Below are 16,170 nucleotides of genomic sequence, written 5' to 3' on the forward strand. Positions count from 1 at the left end.
TCAAAATGAATGAGAGAATCATCGGAACATTCCTAGCTTTCTTTATAATTTTCATCATCTGCGCGGGGCTCGCCGGATGCCCTCAATATGGCGTCTATCAACAACGCCTCGCCGGCGAGGCGGAACTCGCCAAAGCTGAGTTCTCTAAACGCATCGCTGTTACCTCCGCCCAAGCCAAATTGGACGCCGCGAAACTCGAAGCCCAAACGGATGTTGTGCGCGCAGAGGGCGTAGCGAGCGCGAACAAAATCGTCGCCGACAGTCTAGGCGGCCCAGAAGGTTACCTGCGCTGGAAATATATCGAAATGCTCGAGCGCTCCGATGCTGCCGGGCATGACGTCATCTATGTCCCCACTGAAGCCGGCCTCCCGATCCTCGAAGCCGGCAAGCGCCAGCGTAAAGAAACCGGAGGCCAGTGAGATGGATGACGGATTCGAGTGGTTTGCGACCCAGGATCGCGAACGATGGCTGGCGACATACTGCATCACACGCGAAGGCGCGATCCACGTCGGCAGGAAGAGTTTCGACGGCGCGTTCTATATTTACCAGGCGCGCCGCGAGGAGATTGATCTGCGCATTAAATCTTGGTCGCTCATGGAGCTCCTCACGGCGATCAATGACGAACGCGTCGATCCTGACGGCGACGGCTCGGTGTTTCGGCCTGCGCCGAGCGAGGCGCAGCTTTCCGACCTGGAATCCTGCGTCGAAACGGCCATCCGGCAATGGGCGTGGAAGCACGAACTCGCGCCGGAGGCCTGGGCGTTCGCCGAAAGGCGCAATGAAGAGCTAATCCCAGATGAGCGCGACTATCCGCCAGATGTTCGGGCGCGCTATCATGCTCTCGTCGCACGCATGGGCGCTCCGAAAGAGGCGCGCGTGTGATGCTACTGATCCCCAGCCACCCACTCGCGAATATCTTCCCAATGATCGAAGGCGAGGATTTCGCCGCGCTCACCGAAGATATTCGCGCGAACGGGTTGCGGGAGAAAATCAAGCTCTATGACGGCATGATCTTGGATGGGCGCAATCGCTATCGCGCCTGCCTGGAAGCTGATGTCGATCCGGTCTTCGAGCTGTTCGACGGCGACGATCCCGTCGCATATGTCATTTCACTCAATTTGCGCCGCCGACAGCTTGATGAATCGCAACGCGCCATGGTTGCGGCGCGGCTGGCGAATATGCGTCAAGGCGCGCGGACGGATTTGAGACCTTCGGCAAATTTGCCGGAAGTTTCGCAACCGCTGGCCGCTCAACTGACAAATGTCAGCGAGCGGAGCGTGCGCAGCGCGCGCAAGGTGATCGAAAGCGGTGATGACAATCTCGCTGCGGCGGTAGACCGAGGGAAGGTGGCTGTCTCGATCGCAGCGAAAATCGCCGATATGCCGGCGGCAGATCGCGAGAAAGTTATGGCTGCCGCCGCGCCGGAACACGCGGTCAAAAAGGTTGCGCGGCAAAAGAGGGAGGAGGAGCTCGCCGACAAGCAGCGCGCGCTCCCCAACAAGAAATATGGCGTGATTTACGCCGACCCGGAATGGCGCTTCGAGACCTATTCGCGCGAGACCGGCATGGATCGCGCCGCCGACAACCATTATCCGACAAGCGAGACGCAAGACATTTGCGCGCGGGGCGTCGTAGCGATCGCGGCGGATGATTGCGTGCTGTTTCTCTGGGCGACGGCGCCCATGCTCCCGGACGCGCTGCGCGTCATAGCTGCCTGGGGCTTCGCCTACAAGTCACACTGCATCTGGGCGAAGGACAAGATCGGCACGGGCTATTGGTTTCGCAATCAGCATGAGCTTTTGCTGATCGGGACGCGCGGCAATGTTCCGGCGCCGGCGATGGGTGGCCAATGGCCGTCGCTGATCGAAGCGCCGGTCGGCGCGCACTCCGCAAAGCCGGAAAAATTCGCCGAGATGATCGAAGCCTATTTCCCCAATCTGCCGAAGATCGAATTGAACCGGCGCGGCCCGCCGCGGGACGGATGGGACGCGTGGGGGAATGAGGCGGGACAAAGCACAGGTTTGGAGGTCGGCGACGCATGAGCATGCAGATGCTTCTCTGTCCTCCATCACCGCCCGTCGATCTGCCAGACTATGGCGAGTTGCCGCCCTATCTGCGCCGGCCCGACGCGAGCGGCGCTATTGCGACGCTCGAATATGTCGCGGCGCATTCGGGCGAGAAAGAGGATATCCCGGCAAAATGGCGCTTGAGCGGATCATCCGCCGTCATCTTGATGGCCGAGAAAATGTTCAGCGGCGCGCATGCTTCGGCGCGGCGCGACACAATTCTGTTCTTCGCCTGGTCAGCGAATTTCGACGATCTGCTCGCGATCATGCAGCGCTATCCGGTCGCCATAGATGATGGGGCCCGCGCGGCATGGGAAGCGCAATATGCCGAGGCGATCAGATCCTATCGCTTCCGCGCACTCGCCCCGAGCGCGGCCGCGGCGAGTCGGGGGCGATTCAAGGGAGAGTTGAAGCCGTTCCAAATGGAAGGCGTGCAGTTTCTGCTCTCCAATGCGCGCGGCATTCTCGCTGACGACATGGGCCTTGGCAAGACGGTGCAGGCGCTGGCGGCGGCGGAAGCGCTAGACGAATGGCCGGTCGTCGTCGTGGCGCAGCCGCATGTGCAGTCGCACTGGATCGGCAAGATTCCAGAGTTTCTTCGCGCGGAGAAGGCGCGATCGGGATTTTTACAAGACGCTGGCGCGCTGACATTCGCCGATCTACGCGGGATGAAGGTCGACGCGTCAATTCCAGCGGCCGACATTTACGTCGTTCACTATCTCGTGCTGCATGCCTGGACGGAATTTCTGATCGAACGGGGCGTCAAGGTCGCGATCTTTGACGAAGTGCAAGAATTTCGCGCCAAGGGCACGCGCAAGCGGGCGGCTTTGGAAGCGCTGGTCAAGGCGTCGCGCTGCGCGTGGGGCCTGTCGGGAACGCCGATCTACAATCACGGCATTGAGATGCTGAACGTCATGGATGGCGTCAATCCGGGCTGCCTCGGCACGCGCGTCGACTTCCAGATGCGTTGGTGCGATCACCGCGACCCGCGTGTCGTCAAAGAGCCGGAAGCCTTCGGCGCCTATCTCTCCGCCCGCGGGCTGCTGCTGCGCCGGCGCAAAAAGGATGTGCAAGCGCAGCTTCCGTCGAAAATGCGGGTGATCGAAGCCATCGACGGCGACAACGCGTCTTTTGCCGAGATGATCAAAGAGGCGGTCCGCCTCGCCAAGGAAGCTGAGTTCGAAGACGCATTCGAGCGCGGCCGCAAGGAAGCGGAAGCGCTTCGCTGCGCCAGGCAAGCGACGGGCCGCGCGAAAGCTCCCGCGGCGGCGGCGTTCATCACGTCGCTGCTTGAGGCTGATCAACCAACGCTTGTTTTCGCGCATCATCACCTCGTGCATGACGCGCTGCTTGCGACGCTGGCAAAATTCGGCCCCGTCTCGATCACCGGGCGCGAGTCCATGGCGGAGAAAGACTACAACCGCCGACTCTATATGGACGGCGAGACGAATGTCTGCATCCTCGCGCTCCGAGCCGCGACCGGCATCGATGGGCTGCAGCATCGCACGCAGAATGTCGTTTTTGTCGAATTCGACTGGTCACCGGCGGTGCATGCGCAGGCCGAAGACCGCGCGCATCGCATGGGCCAGCAGCATCAGGTGATGGTCTATTACCTGAAATCAGATCTCGGCACTGACCCCGAGATGATCTCGCTGCTTGGCGTGAAAGAGGCGCAGGCGCTCGGAATCCTTGGCGATAGCGGAGATTCGCAACAAGACGCGAATATCGCGCGCGAGACGGCGGAAGAGAAGAAGAGCGCCATCCTCGACATGCTGCGGAGCATGCGCTGATGCTCCGCATAACCTTCGAAATCTTGCCCGGCGGCTCTGAGGCCAAGAAACGCACGATCGGCTTGATGGAGCTCGCGCTGATCAAGCGGCATCCGAACGGGACGGCGGATTATGCGGTCGTGATGACGAAATGTCCGCCGTTCAAGGGCGCGCTGAAAGCCGCCTGGCGCAAAGGCAGCGTGACGTCTGACGGCGCGGCGATGAATCGCGTCATGGCCGGCGAAGACGAAGAGCTGATCGTCGCGCTGGCGGAGGGCCATCACCGCACGCGGCGCGGCTGTTACGATCTGCTGCTGCGCGCGCTGAAGGGCTGCGGCATGGAGGCGCGGCAGTGAGCGATTGGGCGAAGAAAACAGCTGACAAATACATTCGCTCAGACGGACGGCCGCCGGACGGGAGAAAGGCCTCATCTTATCACGACGCTGCTGAAGCCGCATGGCGCGCGAACGCTGAAATCGTGCACCGTTTTCTGCGGCGAAAAGAGAATCTCAACGATGCGGAGGGGCGCGAGGCGCTGTTCGCATTTCAGAGGATTGGAGACGGCGTCAATCGCCAGCATAAGAGATTTCTCAGCGAGATGGCGGCCCGGCAGTGACCCAATCGCGCACCGACTCCCTTCGAGAAACCCTTGCGCACACGCTGGCGCGCTTTGTCGTCTCGGCGCTGGCGACAGCCTATGTGCTGCCGCTCGTCGGCGTCGATTTGCCGCTCACGCAAAATCTCACAGCGCGCGCGGCGATGACGGCGATTCACGCCGCGCCGACTTACGCGATCCGCCGGGCGTTCAATGCGCGCGTGGGGAGGTCGGCACTATGAGTGTGGCGCCGGCGCGGATCATTCGCGAAGCTATGATCGGCCATCCCATGGTTGGGGATCCGCGCTTTGACGACAGCGGCAAGGATGGCTTGCTCATTCGCCGCGCCTGTCAATATGCAGCTGGAATTTTGAAGAAACGCGGCCTTCTGCCCGACGACGCGAGTCATTTATCGGCCACATGGATTCCGCAGCAGCGCTGCGTGATCTTTTGGCGCGACGGCGTCATCGCCACGATTTACCGCATTCCCGATTACGTCATGGATTACGACCCGAAGAGGGCGCTGCTGCCATGACGAAGCGCTCGTGAAACTGAGAGGAGAACTAAAATGAGTATGCAGGCATTGCAATGGGCGCATGAGCAGAAAGTCGGCCACCCAGAGGCAAAACTCGTCTTGATCTTACTCGCGGCGGCGAGCGGCTGGCCCGAGGCCGCCTGTTTTCCGGATCTGGGAAAACTCGCCGAGCAAGCTGAGATTCGCTCGGCTTATGAGCTGCGGTTCATTCTCTCGCGGCTGAAGCAGCAAGGCTTGGTCGTCGAGATCGAACCTGACTTCGGATTCCTGATCTTGCCGTCTGACGAGGACTCCCGCGCGCTCGCGGCAGACCCAGATCGCGCGCGGCGGGAGTTCGCCGACTATCTCCCCTCGCGCCGTCAGATGAACCCGCAGAAATAGCAGCATCATCTTTTTCCTTAACAGTGGAGGCCAAGAAAATGGCGGAGGCGATGGTGCGCATTCACCGCGCGGCGCGACGACGGTCATACACGATCGTCGACAACGCCATTCTTGCCGGCGGCGCGCTCTCGCTCGAGGCTATGGGCCTTTTGGCGCATCTCTTGTCGCGTCCGGACGACTGGAATGTTTCGCTTGCGCAGCTCGGGCGCCTGCATGGCGTCGGGCGAGATCGCATCCGGCGGATCATGCACGAAATCCGCGACGCCGGGTATGCGCGGCTGGAGACGATCCGCGACCCTGAAACGGGCCATTTGCGCGGCACAGTGTGGAACGTGATGGAGCTGGCGGAGACGGACGAAGCCTGCGCGGCGCGTGTCGCCGCCGACGCTCACCGAGAGCCTGAAAACCCGTCTCTCGGTGAAGAATCAACAACATCCACCGAGAGCCTGAAAACACCGACGCTCGGTGAAAACCGACAGTCGGAAAACACCGACGCTCGGCGAAAACCGACTGTCGGTTTTCAGGGCGCCAACCAATTAATATATAATAAACCAATTACTGACTCTGAGAACCAAAGCTCTCTCTCTGAAGATTCGGTTGAATGCCGCGAGCGAGAGAGAGAGGATTTTCCAGAGCCAAATTTAGAAGCTCCTGTGGATTCACCACAAGCGGCGCGATCGCTTGTCGAGCATGATTGGGATAAATTCCGCGAGCGCTGGAGATGGCGCGCCGATGAGGCCGAAGACGTCGCGAAATGCGTGTTCGTCCATCTGGGCCAGGCCGATCGGGCCGCCGCGCTCCGCCATGTGCGCTATTACCTTGACGACAAGGCGAAGAAAGGCAAGCCGACCCTTTACGCTGGCAATTGGTTGAAAAATCGCGGCTGGGAAGAATTTGCTGAGCGAGAGGCGAGGGTCGCTGAGGCCGTTGCCCGGCGCAGACGCGAAGAGCGCGAGAAATACGGCGGTGTGATCATCCGACAAGGAACGCCACAGGCGGCGGCGTGGGCGCGCCACGACGGCGTTCGTCTCAAGTTCGGCCACGTCGGGCCGTTTTACGACGCCGTCGTGAAGCCCAGCGAATGGCCGCCATCTGCGACACATGGCGACGCGCCGCAGACCGAGCCGAGGCGCGAGGCAGGGTGAGGCGTTGGGATGCGGGAGGGTGTGGCGTGTGGCGTTTGCGTTAGGCGGACATTGGGGAGCAAGCGCGCATGGCGGGCGAAGGGGCAAACTCAGTGGAAAAAAAAGAACCCCTGCCGTTGGCTGAGGCGGGCAAGAATTGGCGGGAGCGTCGCCGCACCGAGGCGCAGTGGTATATCGTCGAGGCGGTCGAGGGGAAGGATTTCAGGGTTTACGGCGAGCTCGCCGCGATGGGCTATGAATGCTTTCGGCCGGTCGATAGGGTGATCATCACGCGACGGGTTATGGTCGGCGGCGTGTTGAAGCCGCAAAAGACCGAGCGCAAGATCCCGCGCTTCGGGCGCTATGTGTTTCTGCACCACGTCATGTCTGCGTCGGTGCGTTCGGCCATCCATGATTTGCCGGAGGTGAAGCGCTTCGTCTGCCTTGCTGGGACGGAAGAGCCGGCGAGCATTCCGGATGCGCTGATCGAATTCTACCGCAAAGGATTTGAAGGCGAGGCCAAGGAAATCGATCGCGAGTTCTCGCCGACCGATAAGGTGCGTATCGCGATCGGGCCGGCGACAGGCGTGATCGGCGTGGTGAAGGGGATTTCAGGCCTAGCGGCGCGGTTTGAACCGCGGGACAAGGCGTGCGGACCGCTGGTCGTGCCGCTGGCGCATCTCGAACTGGTTGAGAAGGGCGTCGGGCGGGTCGCCGAGGCGCATAAGCGCAAGGTCGCGCATGCGTGAAACGGCGTTGTCCACAAGGCGACGCCAAGCCTGGCAAAGGCGTCGGCGTCAACCCGGTCAAACGATCTTTAGTCGCGAGTTGACTCTTTCGCCGAGTCGGGCGTAACCCTAAAAACATTCGGCGGCGCGTCGTCGAGTCGAGTTTGAGACGCGCTACCGCAGAACCGGGCGCTAGGCGCCGGCGATGAGCCGGAGGTCTCCGAAGGGGAAGCGGGACAGACGCCGAACCATAGGCTCTCGGCCGCCACGCAAATAGGTCGAGACGTATCGCGCGGGCGCCATGCTCCGCATCCGAAGCGCGATACGTGAACGCCGCAGCCCCGCGCAAGCGCCGGGCGCGAAGTGCGAAGCTTTCCAGACATGTTGAGATCAAGGCGACATAAGCTTGCGCCGAGTCGCGCTGGCAAACTCGTCGTCCGCAAGCGGGCGGATGAGTTTTATCTCTCGAAAGCCTGGAAGGATTTTGGGGCTGGGATCATCAAGGCGCGTGGGCGGCGCTGCGAATCCTGCGGCAAGACGCGCGAGGCGGACGGAACGCCAGTGAAGCTGGTCGTCGATCACACCATCGAGCGGCTCGATGGCGGCGATGATCTTGATCCAGGCAACGTCAAGTTGATGTGCGTGCGCGAAGGCGGTAATGGCCAGCCACATGCGGATGGTGTGCTGGGCTGCTGTCATCCGCGCAAGACCGCGCAGGCGCGCGCCGACCGGTTGAGGCTCCTCTGATGGAGGGGGGGTCAAATCTCTAGCACCCGAAGGGGTCTTCACCACATAGGTTTTCATGCGCGCAAAATTTTTTTGGAGAGCAAAAGGTTTGATTAGGTGCGTTTGATTGGCGGAATTCAAAGATGAGTAACGACGCCAGCGGAAACAGCCCAAAATCAAAGCGCGGCGGCAAGCGACCCGGAGCCGGCAGGAAGCCCAAGGGTTATGTGAAGCCGGCTGCGATTAGCCAATTGAATCGGGTTCAGGCGCTTGCTTCAGAGCCGCCGGTCGAAATCGACAGCGTGGCGCAAACGCATGCCAAGGACGCGATCGAGGCGTTCGTAAAAATCCTATTCAATGGCAGCAGCGAGCCGGCCCGGATCTCCGCGGCGAAAGAAATCCTCGATCGCGGTTATGGAAAGCCTGCGGTAGAGATCGGCGGCGACGCGGCGCCGATGCTGCCTTTCATGATGCGGCCGACCAGCAACGATACGATCTCGGTCACCGAGGAGGTCAGACTGGAGGCGCGCCGCTACGCCAATCTGGCGATCAAGACGCTGCACACAATTGCCACCAACGGCGCAAGCGAAACTGCCGTCGCTAGCGCCGCTAAAGCCCTTCTTGACAGGGGCCTCGGCACAGTCGGCAAAGCGCGTATGATCGAAGATCAAAAGCCCGACCGGCTCGGCAAGAAAGAGGAAATTCGTCGCGCCGCCGTCGAGGCCACCGCCTCCGGCATCTTCTCGCCGCGCCAGCCGCCGCGAAATCCTGTCGCTAGAGCGCAATGATCCGATGGTCGACGGCGTGCCCGGACTGGCAAGAACGCATTGTCCAGGGCCGCTCGCTTATCCCGTTCCCGCCGCTCTTTCCGGAAGAAGCGCGGGTCGCGCTCGACCTTTTCAAATCGCTGCCGATCGTCGACGCGGTCGGTAAGCCGACATTCGGCCAATGCGCGCGCCCGTTCATCACCGATTTCGTGAGCGCGATTTTTGGATCATACGATCCCGAGACCGGCGAGCAGCTGATCAATAAATTCTTCGAGCTGATATCGAAAAAAAACGGAAAAAGCACAAAGTCCGCCGGCATCATGCTGACCGCGCTGGCGCGTAATTTTCGCGAGTCGGGCGAATTTTACATTCTCGCGCCATCTAAGGAAGTCGCCGACAACGCCTATACGCCGGCACGCGACATGGTGAATTCGCATCCCATGCTCTCGGCGATCATGAAACCGCGCCCAGGCCGCGTCATCGAACATCTGACCACCGGCGCCTTCATCAAGGTCATCGCGGCCGATACCGAAGTCGTCACCGGCAAAAAGACGATTGGCCTGCTGGTCGAAGAACTGCATGTGTTTGGCCAGATGGCGCGCGCCGCCAATTTGTTGATGGAAATCGAAGGCGGCCTGGCGTCGCGGCCGGAAGGCTTCGTGATCTATCTGTCGACCATGGCCGATGGCCCGCCGAGCGGCGTGTTCGCTGAAAAGCTCGAGGAGTTTCGCGCGATCCGCGACGGCAAGATTGTCGTGCCGAATAGTCTTCCCGTTCTCTACGAATTTCCATCCGATCTCTTAAAAAATGACGCGTTCCGCCGACCTGAAAACTGGCATGTCACCAATCCCAATCTCGGTGTTTCGGTCAGCGAGTCCTATCTCGCCCAGAAACTTGCGGAAGCCGAACGCGCCGGCCGCGCGCGCCTGAACGGGTTCTTCGCCAAGCATCTCAACGTCCAAATCACCATGGCGCTGCGCGCCGATGGCTGGACCGGTGCGTTGATCTGGGCCCGCGGCGGGGCGCCGGGGCTGACGCTCGACGATATCCTGGCGCGCTGCGAAATCGTCACGGTCGGCATCGACGGCGGCGGGTTAGACGACATCCTCGGCGTCGCCGTCGTCGGCCGCGAGAAAGGCACGAACCGCTGGCTTGCCTGGACGCACGGGTTGATTTCGACGATCGGCGTCTGGCGGCGTAAGGCCAATGCCGCGGAATATCTGTCGTTCAAGAGGGCCGGCGACCTGACTGTGTTTCGCTTCGGCCATATTGACGAGCGGGAAATCGACGAAGACTCCGACCTGGCCGATATTTTCGCTGACGTCCCGGCGGCGGTCGACGATCCTGAAGCGCTACCGCACGACATTCAATTCGTCGTCGATCTCGTTGCGCGGATCCGCGACGCGGGACTTTTGGCTGAGGTCGGCGTCGACGCGGCCGGCATCGGCGCCATCGTCGACGCACTGGCCGGCATCGGCGTCACCCAGGACGCCGGGACGCTGGACGCGGTTCGCCAGGGCATTGGCTTGATGGGGCCGATCAAGACCGTCGAGCGCAAACTCGCTGACGGCAGCTTTCGTCACGGAGATCAGCCCTTGCTGAATTACTGCGTCGCCAATCTCAAAATCGTCCCGACCTCGACGGCGATTCGCGTCGCGCGTGACGAAGCTGGTCTCGGCAAGATCGACGTGGCGATGGCGATGTTCAACGCTGTTTCGCTGATGACGCTGAACCCAGAATCATCGAGCGCCATTCCCGATGATTATGACCTGGCGGTGTGGGCGTGAAATTTTGGCAAGGCTGGTTTGGGGGCGCCGAGGCCTCGGACGACCGCTATGTCGACGACTGGCTCAAGGGAATGGAGCGCGGTATCGCGTCCGCGACCGGTCTGCGCGTGACTGTCGAGAACGCGTTGACGGTGCCCGGAATCTCCGGCTGCGTTCAGGTGCAATCCGAGGATATCGCGAAAGTTCCGCTGGAGCTCAAGCGGCGGTCCGACGATGGCTATGCGCCTGCGACCGAGCACCGGCTCTATTCGCTCCTGAAATATGGTCCGGCGCCGTGGCTCTCGCCCTATAAGTGGCGCAAGGCGATGGCGCATGTTGTCATGACCAGAGGCAACGCCTATTCGCGCGTCTGGCGCGACAGCATCGGTATGACCGAGAAAATCACGCCGGTCCAAACCGGCCGTTGCTCGGTGCGATGGGCGGATGACGGCGAACCCTTCTTCGACATCACATTGAAGGGCGTCGTCGAGCGCGGATTGACCTGGCAAGACGTTATCCACGTCGGATACCGCGACTCCGATCAATGCGCCGAAAACGGCGGCGTCATCGGCGTTTCGCCGATTGAGCAGAACAAGGAGACGGTGGCGCTGATGATCGCGGCGGAGCGCTTCGCCGCGGCATTCTTCGCGAACGGCGCGCAACCGTCGATGATTCTCGAATATGACAAGAAGCTGCCCAATGACGAAGTCGCGAAGCGCATCCGCGCCGGCATTGAACGCGTCTATGGCGGGCTCGACAACAAATGGAAGGTCGCGATCCTCGAGCTGGGGATCAAGATGCGCGAGACGTCCTTTGATCCGGCGAAAACGCAGCTGGTCGAAACCCGCAAGCTCGGCGGCGAGATGGCCTGCACGATGTTTCGCACGCCGCCGCACAAGATCGGCATTCTCGACAAAGCGACGTTCAGTAATATCGAGCAACAAAGCATCGACTATGTGACTGGTCCGCTCTCGTCGCTCGCCAAGTCGATCGAGTCGGCAATTACGATCGCGTGCCTGACGCCGCCGGAGCGCGAGATTTACAAGGTCGAGCACAATCTCGAAGGCCTGATGCGCGGCGATCTTCTTAGCCGCTATCGCGCTTATGCCATGGGTCGTCAGTGGGGCTGGCTGTCGGTCAATGATGTGCGTGACCGCGAGAATGAAAATCGCATCGGATCTCAGGGCGACGAATATCTCGTGCCGCTCAACATGATACCGGCAAACGACAAGCCGGACCAGCGCGACGACCAGAACGCATGGATGGAAGGTGACGTCCGCTATGCGTCGCCGCCGGCGCAAGTCAATGGCCGCACACATCTCCCCAACGATCTGAACTGAGGTCACACCATGGACGAGAATGGAGGCGGGCTGCCGGACGGCGGCGCGGTGACGCTTGCTGCGACAGCGGCTACTTCGGACAACCGGTCGGCGCCCGCGCCATCGCCCGCGCCCGGCGTGCGCCGCTATCCGCGCGTCGCCAGCGCCCTCACCGGTGAACCCTGGGCGATCGTTCCTTCCGAGCTCCATAAAATCGCGGCGATCGTTTCGCGCCATTCGATTGACGCCGGCAAGCAGGACGGCCCGCCCGCCTATATCAAGCGCGATTATGAGGTCATGGCTGGCCCTGGTGCGCAAAAGCTCCCCGGTGCGAGTCGCGCCTTTCTGATCGACGGCGTCGCTATTCTGCCAATCACCGGCCCGATCTTTCCGCGCGCCAATATGATGACGGAATTCTCCGGCGCGACATCGATCAGCACGCTGACCGACGATTATCGCAAGGCGCTGGAGAGTCCAGATGTCGGCGCTATCCTGCTGATGCTCGACAGCCCCGGCGGCGCCGTCTCTGGCGTCAACGCTTTCGCGGACATCGTGTCGGCCGGAAAGAAGAAGAAATACACCACGGCCTTCGTCGCCGGCGCCGCCGCGTCTGCGGCCTATTGGATCGCGAGCGCTGCGAGCGACATCGCGATGGAGCGAACCGCAATGGTCGGCTCGATCGGCGTCGTCGCGGCGATCCCCGCGCAAGTCGCTCCAGACGCCGACGGCGAGCTATGGATCGAAATCGTCTCCAGCAATGCGCCGAAGAAGCGGCCGGACCCGCTTTCCGAAGACGGGCGTGGTGAAGTCGTGTCGATGCTCGACGCGATCGAGGCGCAGTTCATCGCCGATATCGCGCGCGGCCGCGGCGTCTCGGTAGACAAGGTCAAATCTGAGTTCGGTCAAGGCGGCGTGATGATCGGCGCCGCGGCGGTGAGGGCGGGCATGGCGGACAAGGTCCAGAGCTATGACGCCACCCTCTCCGGGCTGCGCCGCATGGTCGCCAACAATCGAAAACTATCAGCCCTCAAAAGGGCCTGAGCTGGCGCATTCGCGCTTTTTACTGGCCGAAAGGAGACTCCAATGGCCGATATCGTGACCCTTCGCCAGAACCGCGCGAAGGCATATGAGAAGATGGAAGCGAGCCTCGCGGCCGACGATTCCGACACGCGTCAGGCGGACTTTGACGCTGCCGCGGCGGAGGTCGAAGCGCTCGATCGTGAGATTGCCAACGCCGAACGCGTCCAGCGCCTGAAGGGCGACGGCGCGGTCGGCACGCTCGAGTCTGGCGATCCGAACGCAATTCCGGCGCGCGGTTTTATGGCGAAATATCGCAACATGCCGGGGGCGAATGAGAAGCGCCCGGGAGCCATCCTTACGAGCGCGCAGTCGGCAGCCTTTGGCGATCTGTTGATGGCGACGCGCCGCGCCAAAATCACCGGCCAGGTCGATCCGCTGCTTATTGAAGCTTCGCAGGGTGCGAATGAGGCTATCGCCGAAGACGGCGGGTTCCTTGTCGAGAAGGACATCGCCGATGGTCTGCTGATGCGGACCTTTGCGCAGGCCAATCTTGCGAGCAAAGTTCGTCGCATCCCGATCTCGGCGCGGTCCAACGGCGTCAAGATCAATGCGCTCAAGGACGATTCTCGCGCGACCGGCGCGCGCTGGGGTGGCATGCAGACCTATTGGATTGGCGAGGGCGACTCCCTCACCCCGACGCGTCCGAAGTTCCGCCAGATGAACCTTCAGCTCAAGAAGCTCGCCGGCATGCTGTATGCGACAAGCGAAGCTCTCGCGGACGCGACGGCGCTGTCGTCGATTATCTCTGAGGCGTTCCCCACCGAATTCTCTTTCATGATCGACGATGCGATCTTCGAAGGCGGCGGCGTGTCCAATCCGCTCGGCTTCATGAATGCCGGCTGCAAGGTGACGGTCGCCAAAGAGGCGGGCCAGGCCGCGAAGACGATCGAATTCGACAATATCACCAAGATGTGGGCGCGCTTGCCGGCGCGTTCGATGGCCAGCGCGGAGTGGTGGATCAACCAGGACACGCTGCCGCAGTTGATGGGCCTGAACATGGTCATTGGCACCGGCGGCATTCCGGTCTACCTGCCGCCCGGCGGGCTGTCGCAATCGCCTTATGGCACGCTGATGGGCCGCCCGGTGATTCCGATGGAATACTGCTCGACGCTCGGCGCCGAGGGCGACATCGTTCTCGCCGATCCGACGAACTACGTCATGATCGACAAGGGCGATATCCAATACGCCACGTCCATTCATGTCGCCTTCGTGACCGATGAGCAGGCGTTCCGGTTTATCTACCGCTGTGATGGACAGCCGGTCGACGACAAGCCGATCACGCCGTTCAAAGGCACCGACAAGCAGTCGACCTTCATCACGCTGGCGCCCCGCGCTTAATCCACCGTCCAACGACACGATCATCTGACGCCCGGACGCTGAGTCCGGACGTCCTTCCCAACTTTCCTCCAGGAAGGATTTGCATATGTCGAATCTTACATTCGGCGCGCGCCATATCGTCAAGGGACTCGACGCTGTCGCCGACGCCTTCGCCGGCACGGTCTATTCCGACGTCGTCAATATGAAAGCGTATGCCGCCGCTCGGTTCATCGTCCATAAGGGCGTCGGGACCACCGGCACGTCGACGCTCACGCTCGAAGCATGCGACGATGCGGCTGGCAACAATCCCGTCGCGATCCCGTTCAGCTACCAGGTCTACGCTGGCGCTGACGATGTTCCCGCTGACGTCGTGAACGCCACTGCGGCCGGATTTGCGACAACTGCCGGCTCAAGCCAGCTCTATGTGCTCGAGGCGGAGTCGCAGCGCATGCCTGCGGCGAAGCCATGGTTGCGGTTGAAAGCTGTCGAAGTCGTGGATTCCCCCGTGCTTGGCGGCGTTTTGATCGAACTGCTGAAGCCCCGCTATGCGCGTCACGTTCCGGATACCGCGATCGCCTGATCTGCGGCGCCCTGGCCCCCCTGTTTCGCTTTCACAGCGGCCCGTAAGGGTCGGAACAAGGATTCTTCATTATGGCCACTCGTTCACGATTCGCCGCCGGCATCCTGACGTTCTTCGATCGCACGACGCGGGAAACGGTTCTTCCGCTTGCGCCGGTGTTCTTCGAAGATGATTTTCTCGGGCCGGCGCTCGACACCACGAAATGGACGGCGCTCGACACTGGAGCCGCGACGGAAGCCGTCGTGGCCGATTTGGCCAACGGCGCCGTCGGCCTCGCGCTCGACGCAACAAACGAAGTTCAGCTCGCCGGCATTTCTTGGAATGACCAGCGCACACTGGCGCTCGCCCAGGGCCTCATTCTTGAGGCGCGGTTCCGTCTTTCTGTCCTCCCTTCAGCGGCGAGCGTGATTGCGGTGATCGGACTGCAGGGCGATCACAACGCCGCCGTCGACACGGTCGCGGAGTCGATTTGGTTCCGCGCCGACGGCAATGGGCAGATCACGGTCGAGAGCGACGACACGAGCCATGAAACGTCGAAAGTCGCCACTGGCGTCACCGTCACCACGGCGGATTGGGTCATTGGCAAGATCGACTGCACAGACATTGCCGATGTGAAATTCTACATCAACGGCAATCGCGTCGCTGAAGGCACGACCTTCAATATGAGTCAGGTCGCCGGCTTGGCGCTGCAGCCGGTCGCGCGCATCAGCAAGAGCGCCGCGACGTCGGTCGGCACGCTGCAGGTCGACTATATTCGCGCATGGATGAACCGGGCGTAATCGCCGATGTTCGCCATCTCTGCGCCAGCGTCGGATCGCAATCTACTGACGCTCGAAGAGCTTCGCGCCGCTCTCGATCTCGACGGGACAGAAAGCGACGCGAAGCTTCTCTCGATCGGGCTGGAGATTTCCGACGCGATCGCGAATGCTTGCCGGGTTCCTGTCGACGGCGTGATCCCGGCGACGCTTCGCCGCGAAACCATCATCGATACAATGCGACTGTGCCGCGACCAGGAGCAGCTGATCATGACGCGGCGCTTCGTCGACACGATTTCCAACATCACGGTCAACGGGATCGCTCTTGATCCTGCAGAGTTTGAAGTCGACAAGGCGGCGGGGCTGGCGCGCCGCCTGTCGTCGTCAGGCTATTACGCATGCTGGCCGAGCGGGATTATCGTCATGACCTATACCGCTGGGTTCGAGACGGTCCCAAGCGCGTTGAAGGACGCGGCGAAATTGGAGCTTGTCGCGAGATGGTCGTTGTCCGATCGCGACCCCGCCATAAAAAGAGATCGCACGCAGGGACTTGGAGAAACTGAGTATTTTCCGAGCTCCTCAGAGGAGACGGATTCGCCGCTGATCTCCCCGGATGCGCGCGCAAAAATCAGCTCATACAGCTATCAGCCGACGGTGTAGGA

General features: G+C 61.5%; 19 protein-coding genes. 18 read left to right on the plus strand and 1 reads right to left on the minus strand.

Annotated elements, in window-relative coordinates; translation table 11 throughout:
- The first annotated feature begins 5 nt into the window (after nt 1-5).
- The 10 genes from BN69_RS08120 (at nt 6) to nusG (ending at nt 7,219) form a co-directional block, all read left to right on the plus strand.
- Nucleotides 6-419 carry an SPFH domain-containing protein gene (locus tag BN69_RS08120; RefSeq protein ID WP_014891104.1) on the plus strand — a complete coding sequence of 138 codons (414 nt, stop codon included), beginning with the start codon at nt 6-8 and terminating at the stop codon, nt 417-419.
- A 1-nt stretch (nt 420) separates the two neighbouring features.
- Nucleotides 421-882: a hypothetical protein gene (locus BN69_RS08125; protein WP_014891105.1), complete on the plus strand. Its 462-nt coding sequence runs from the start codon at nt 421-423 to the stop codon at nt 880-882.
- Nucleotides 882-2,042: an MT-A70 family methyltransferase gene (locus BN69_RS19775; RefSeq protein ID WP_014891106.1), complete on the plus strand. Its 1,161-nt coding sequence runs from the start codon at nt 882-884 to the stop codon at nt 2,040-2,042. The genes BN69_RS08125 and BN69_RS19775 overlap by 1 nt, the downstream gene beginning before the upstream one ends.
- Complete coding sequence (locus BN69_RS08135; protein ID WP_244435065.1) at nt 2,039-3,856, plus strand: SNF2-related protein; 1,818 nt, start codon at nt 2,039-2,041, stop codon at nt 3,854-3,856. Before BN69_RS19775 ends, BN69_RS08135 begins: the two co-directional genes overlap by 4 nt.
- A complete protein-coding gene (locus BN69_RS08140; RefSeq protein ID WP_014891108.1) occupies nt 3,856-4,191 on the plus strand; it encodes a hypothetical protein in 336 nt (111 codons plus the stop codon). Before BN69_RS08135 ends, BN69_RS08140 begins: the two co-directional genes overlap by 1 nt.
- 256 nt (nt 4,192-4,447) lie before the next feature.
- Entirely contained in the window at nt 4,448-4,672 is a 225-nt protein-coding gene (locus BN69_RS08150; RefSeq protein WP_014891109.1) for a DUF7220 family protein, read from the plus strand.
- Nucleotides 4,669-4,965 (plus strand): hypothetical protein, encoded by a 297-nt coding sequence (locus BN69_RS08155; RefSeq protein WP_014891110.1) that lies wholly within the window; start codon nt 4,669-4,671, stop codon nt 4,963-4,965. The genes BN69_RS08150 and BN69_RS08155 overlap by 4 nt, the downstream gene beginning before the upstream one ends.
- Nucleotides 4,966-4,998: 33 nt before the next feature.
- Nucleotides 4,999-5,346: a hypothetical protein gene (locus tag BN69_RS08160; protein ID WP_014891111.1), complete on the plus strand. Its 348-nt coding sequence runs from the start codon at nt 4,999-5,001 to the stop codon at nt 5,344-5,346.
- Between the two features lie 38 nt (nt 5,347-5,384).
- Nucleotides 5,385-6,491, plus strand: coding sequence for a helix-turn-helix domain-containing protein (locus BN69_RS08165; protein ID WP_014891112.1), 1,107 nt, complete (start codon nt 5,385-5,387; stop codon nt 6,489-6,491).
- 92 nt (nt 6,492-6,583) lie between these two features.
- Nucleotides 6,584-7,219 carry a transcription termination/antitermination protein NusG gene (gene nusG / locus BN69_RS08170; RefSeq protein ID WP_014891113.1) on the plus strand — a complete coding sequence of 212 codons (636 nt, stop codon included), beginning with the start codon at nt 6,584-6,586 and terminating at the stop codon, nt 7,217-7,219.
- A gap of 369 nt (nt 7,220-7,588) precedes the next feature.
- On the opposite strand, the gene BN69_RS19135 is transcribed toward nusG, so the two are convergent.
- Nucleotides 7,589-8,065 carry a hypothetical protein gene (locus BN69_RS19135; RefSeq protein ID WP_148277070.1) on the minus strand — a complete coding sequence of 159 codons (477 nt, stop codon included), beginning with the start codon at nt 8,063-8,065 and terminating at the stop codon, nt 7,589-7,591.
- A 2-nt stretch (nt 8,066-8,067) separates the two neighbouring features.
- On the opposite strand from BN69_RS19135, the gene BN69_RS18440 reads away from it, so the two are divergent.
- From BN69_RS18440 to BN69_RS08215, 8 genes are all read left to right on the plus strand, one after another.
- Complete coding sequence (locus tag BN69_RS18440; RefSeq protein WP_014891115.1) at nt 8,068-8,712, plus strand: hypothetical protein; 645 nt, start codon at nt 8,068-8,070, stop codon at nt 8,710-8,712.
- The gene (locus BN69_RS08185; protein WP_014891116.1) at nt 8,709-10,478 is read left to right on the plus strand and encodes a terminase large subunit; all 1,770 of its coding nucleotides are present in this window, start codon (nt 8,709-8,711) and stop codon (nt 10,476-10,478) included. The genes BN69_RS18440 and BN69_RS08185 overlap by 4 nt, the downstream gene beginning before the upstream one ends.
- Entirely contained in the window at nt 10,475-11,797 is a 1,323-nt protein-coding gene (locus tag BN69_RS08190; protein ID WP_014891117.1) for a phage portal protein, read from the plus strand. The genes BN69_RS08185 and BN69_RS08190 overlap by 4 nt, the downstream gene beginning before the upstream one ends.
- 9 nt (nt 11,798-11,806) lie before the next feature.
- Nucleotides 11,807-12,817 carry a S49 family peptidase gene (locus BN69_RS08195; protein ID WP_014891118.1) on the plus strand — a complete coding sequence of 337 codons (1,011 nt, stop codon included), beginning with the start codon at nt 11,807-11,809 and terminating at the stop codon, nt 12,815-12,817.
- Between the two features lie 42 nt (nt 12,818-12,859).
- On the plus strand, nt 12,860-14,194 hold the full coding sequence (locus BN69_RS08200) for a phage major capsid protein (RefSeq protein ID WP_014891119.1): 1,335 nt from the start codon (nt 12,860-12,862) through the stop codon (nt 14,192-14,194).
- Between the two features lie 85 nt (nt 14,195-14,279).
- Nucleotides 14,280-14,753: a hypothetical protein gene (locus BN69_RS08205; RefSeq protein ID WP_014891120.1), complete on the plus strand. Its 474-nt coding sequence runs from the start codon at nt 14,280-14,282 to the stop codon at nt 14,751-14,753.
- A gap of 71 nt (nt 14,754-14,824) precedes the next feature.
- The gene (locus tag BN69_RS08210) at nt 14,825-15,532 is read left to right on the plus strand and encodes a hypothetical protein (protein WP_014891121.1); all 708 of its coding nucleotides are present in this window, start codon (nt 14,825-14,827) and stop codon (nt 15,530-15,532) included.
- A 6-nt stretch (nt 15,533-15,538) separates the two neighbouring features.
- The gene (locus tag BN69_RS08215) at nt 15,539-16,168 is read left to right on the plus strand and encodes a phage associated protein (RefSeq protein ID WP_014891122.1); all 630 of its coding nucleotides are present in this window, start codon (nt 15,539-15,541) and stop codon (nt 16,166-16,168) included.
- Nucleotides 16,169-16,170: the final 2 nt, after the last annotated feature.

This window comes from Methylocystis sp. SC2, from assembly GCF_000304315.1.
Classification (GTDB): domain Bacteria; phylum Pseudomonadota; class Alphaproteobacteria; order Rhizobiales; family Beijerinckiaceae; genus Methylocystis.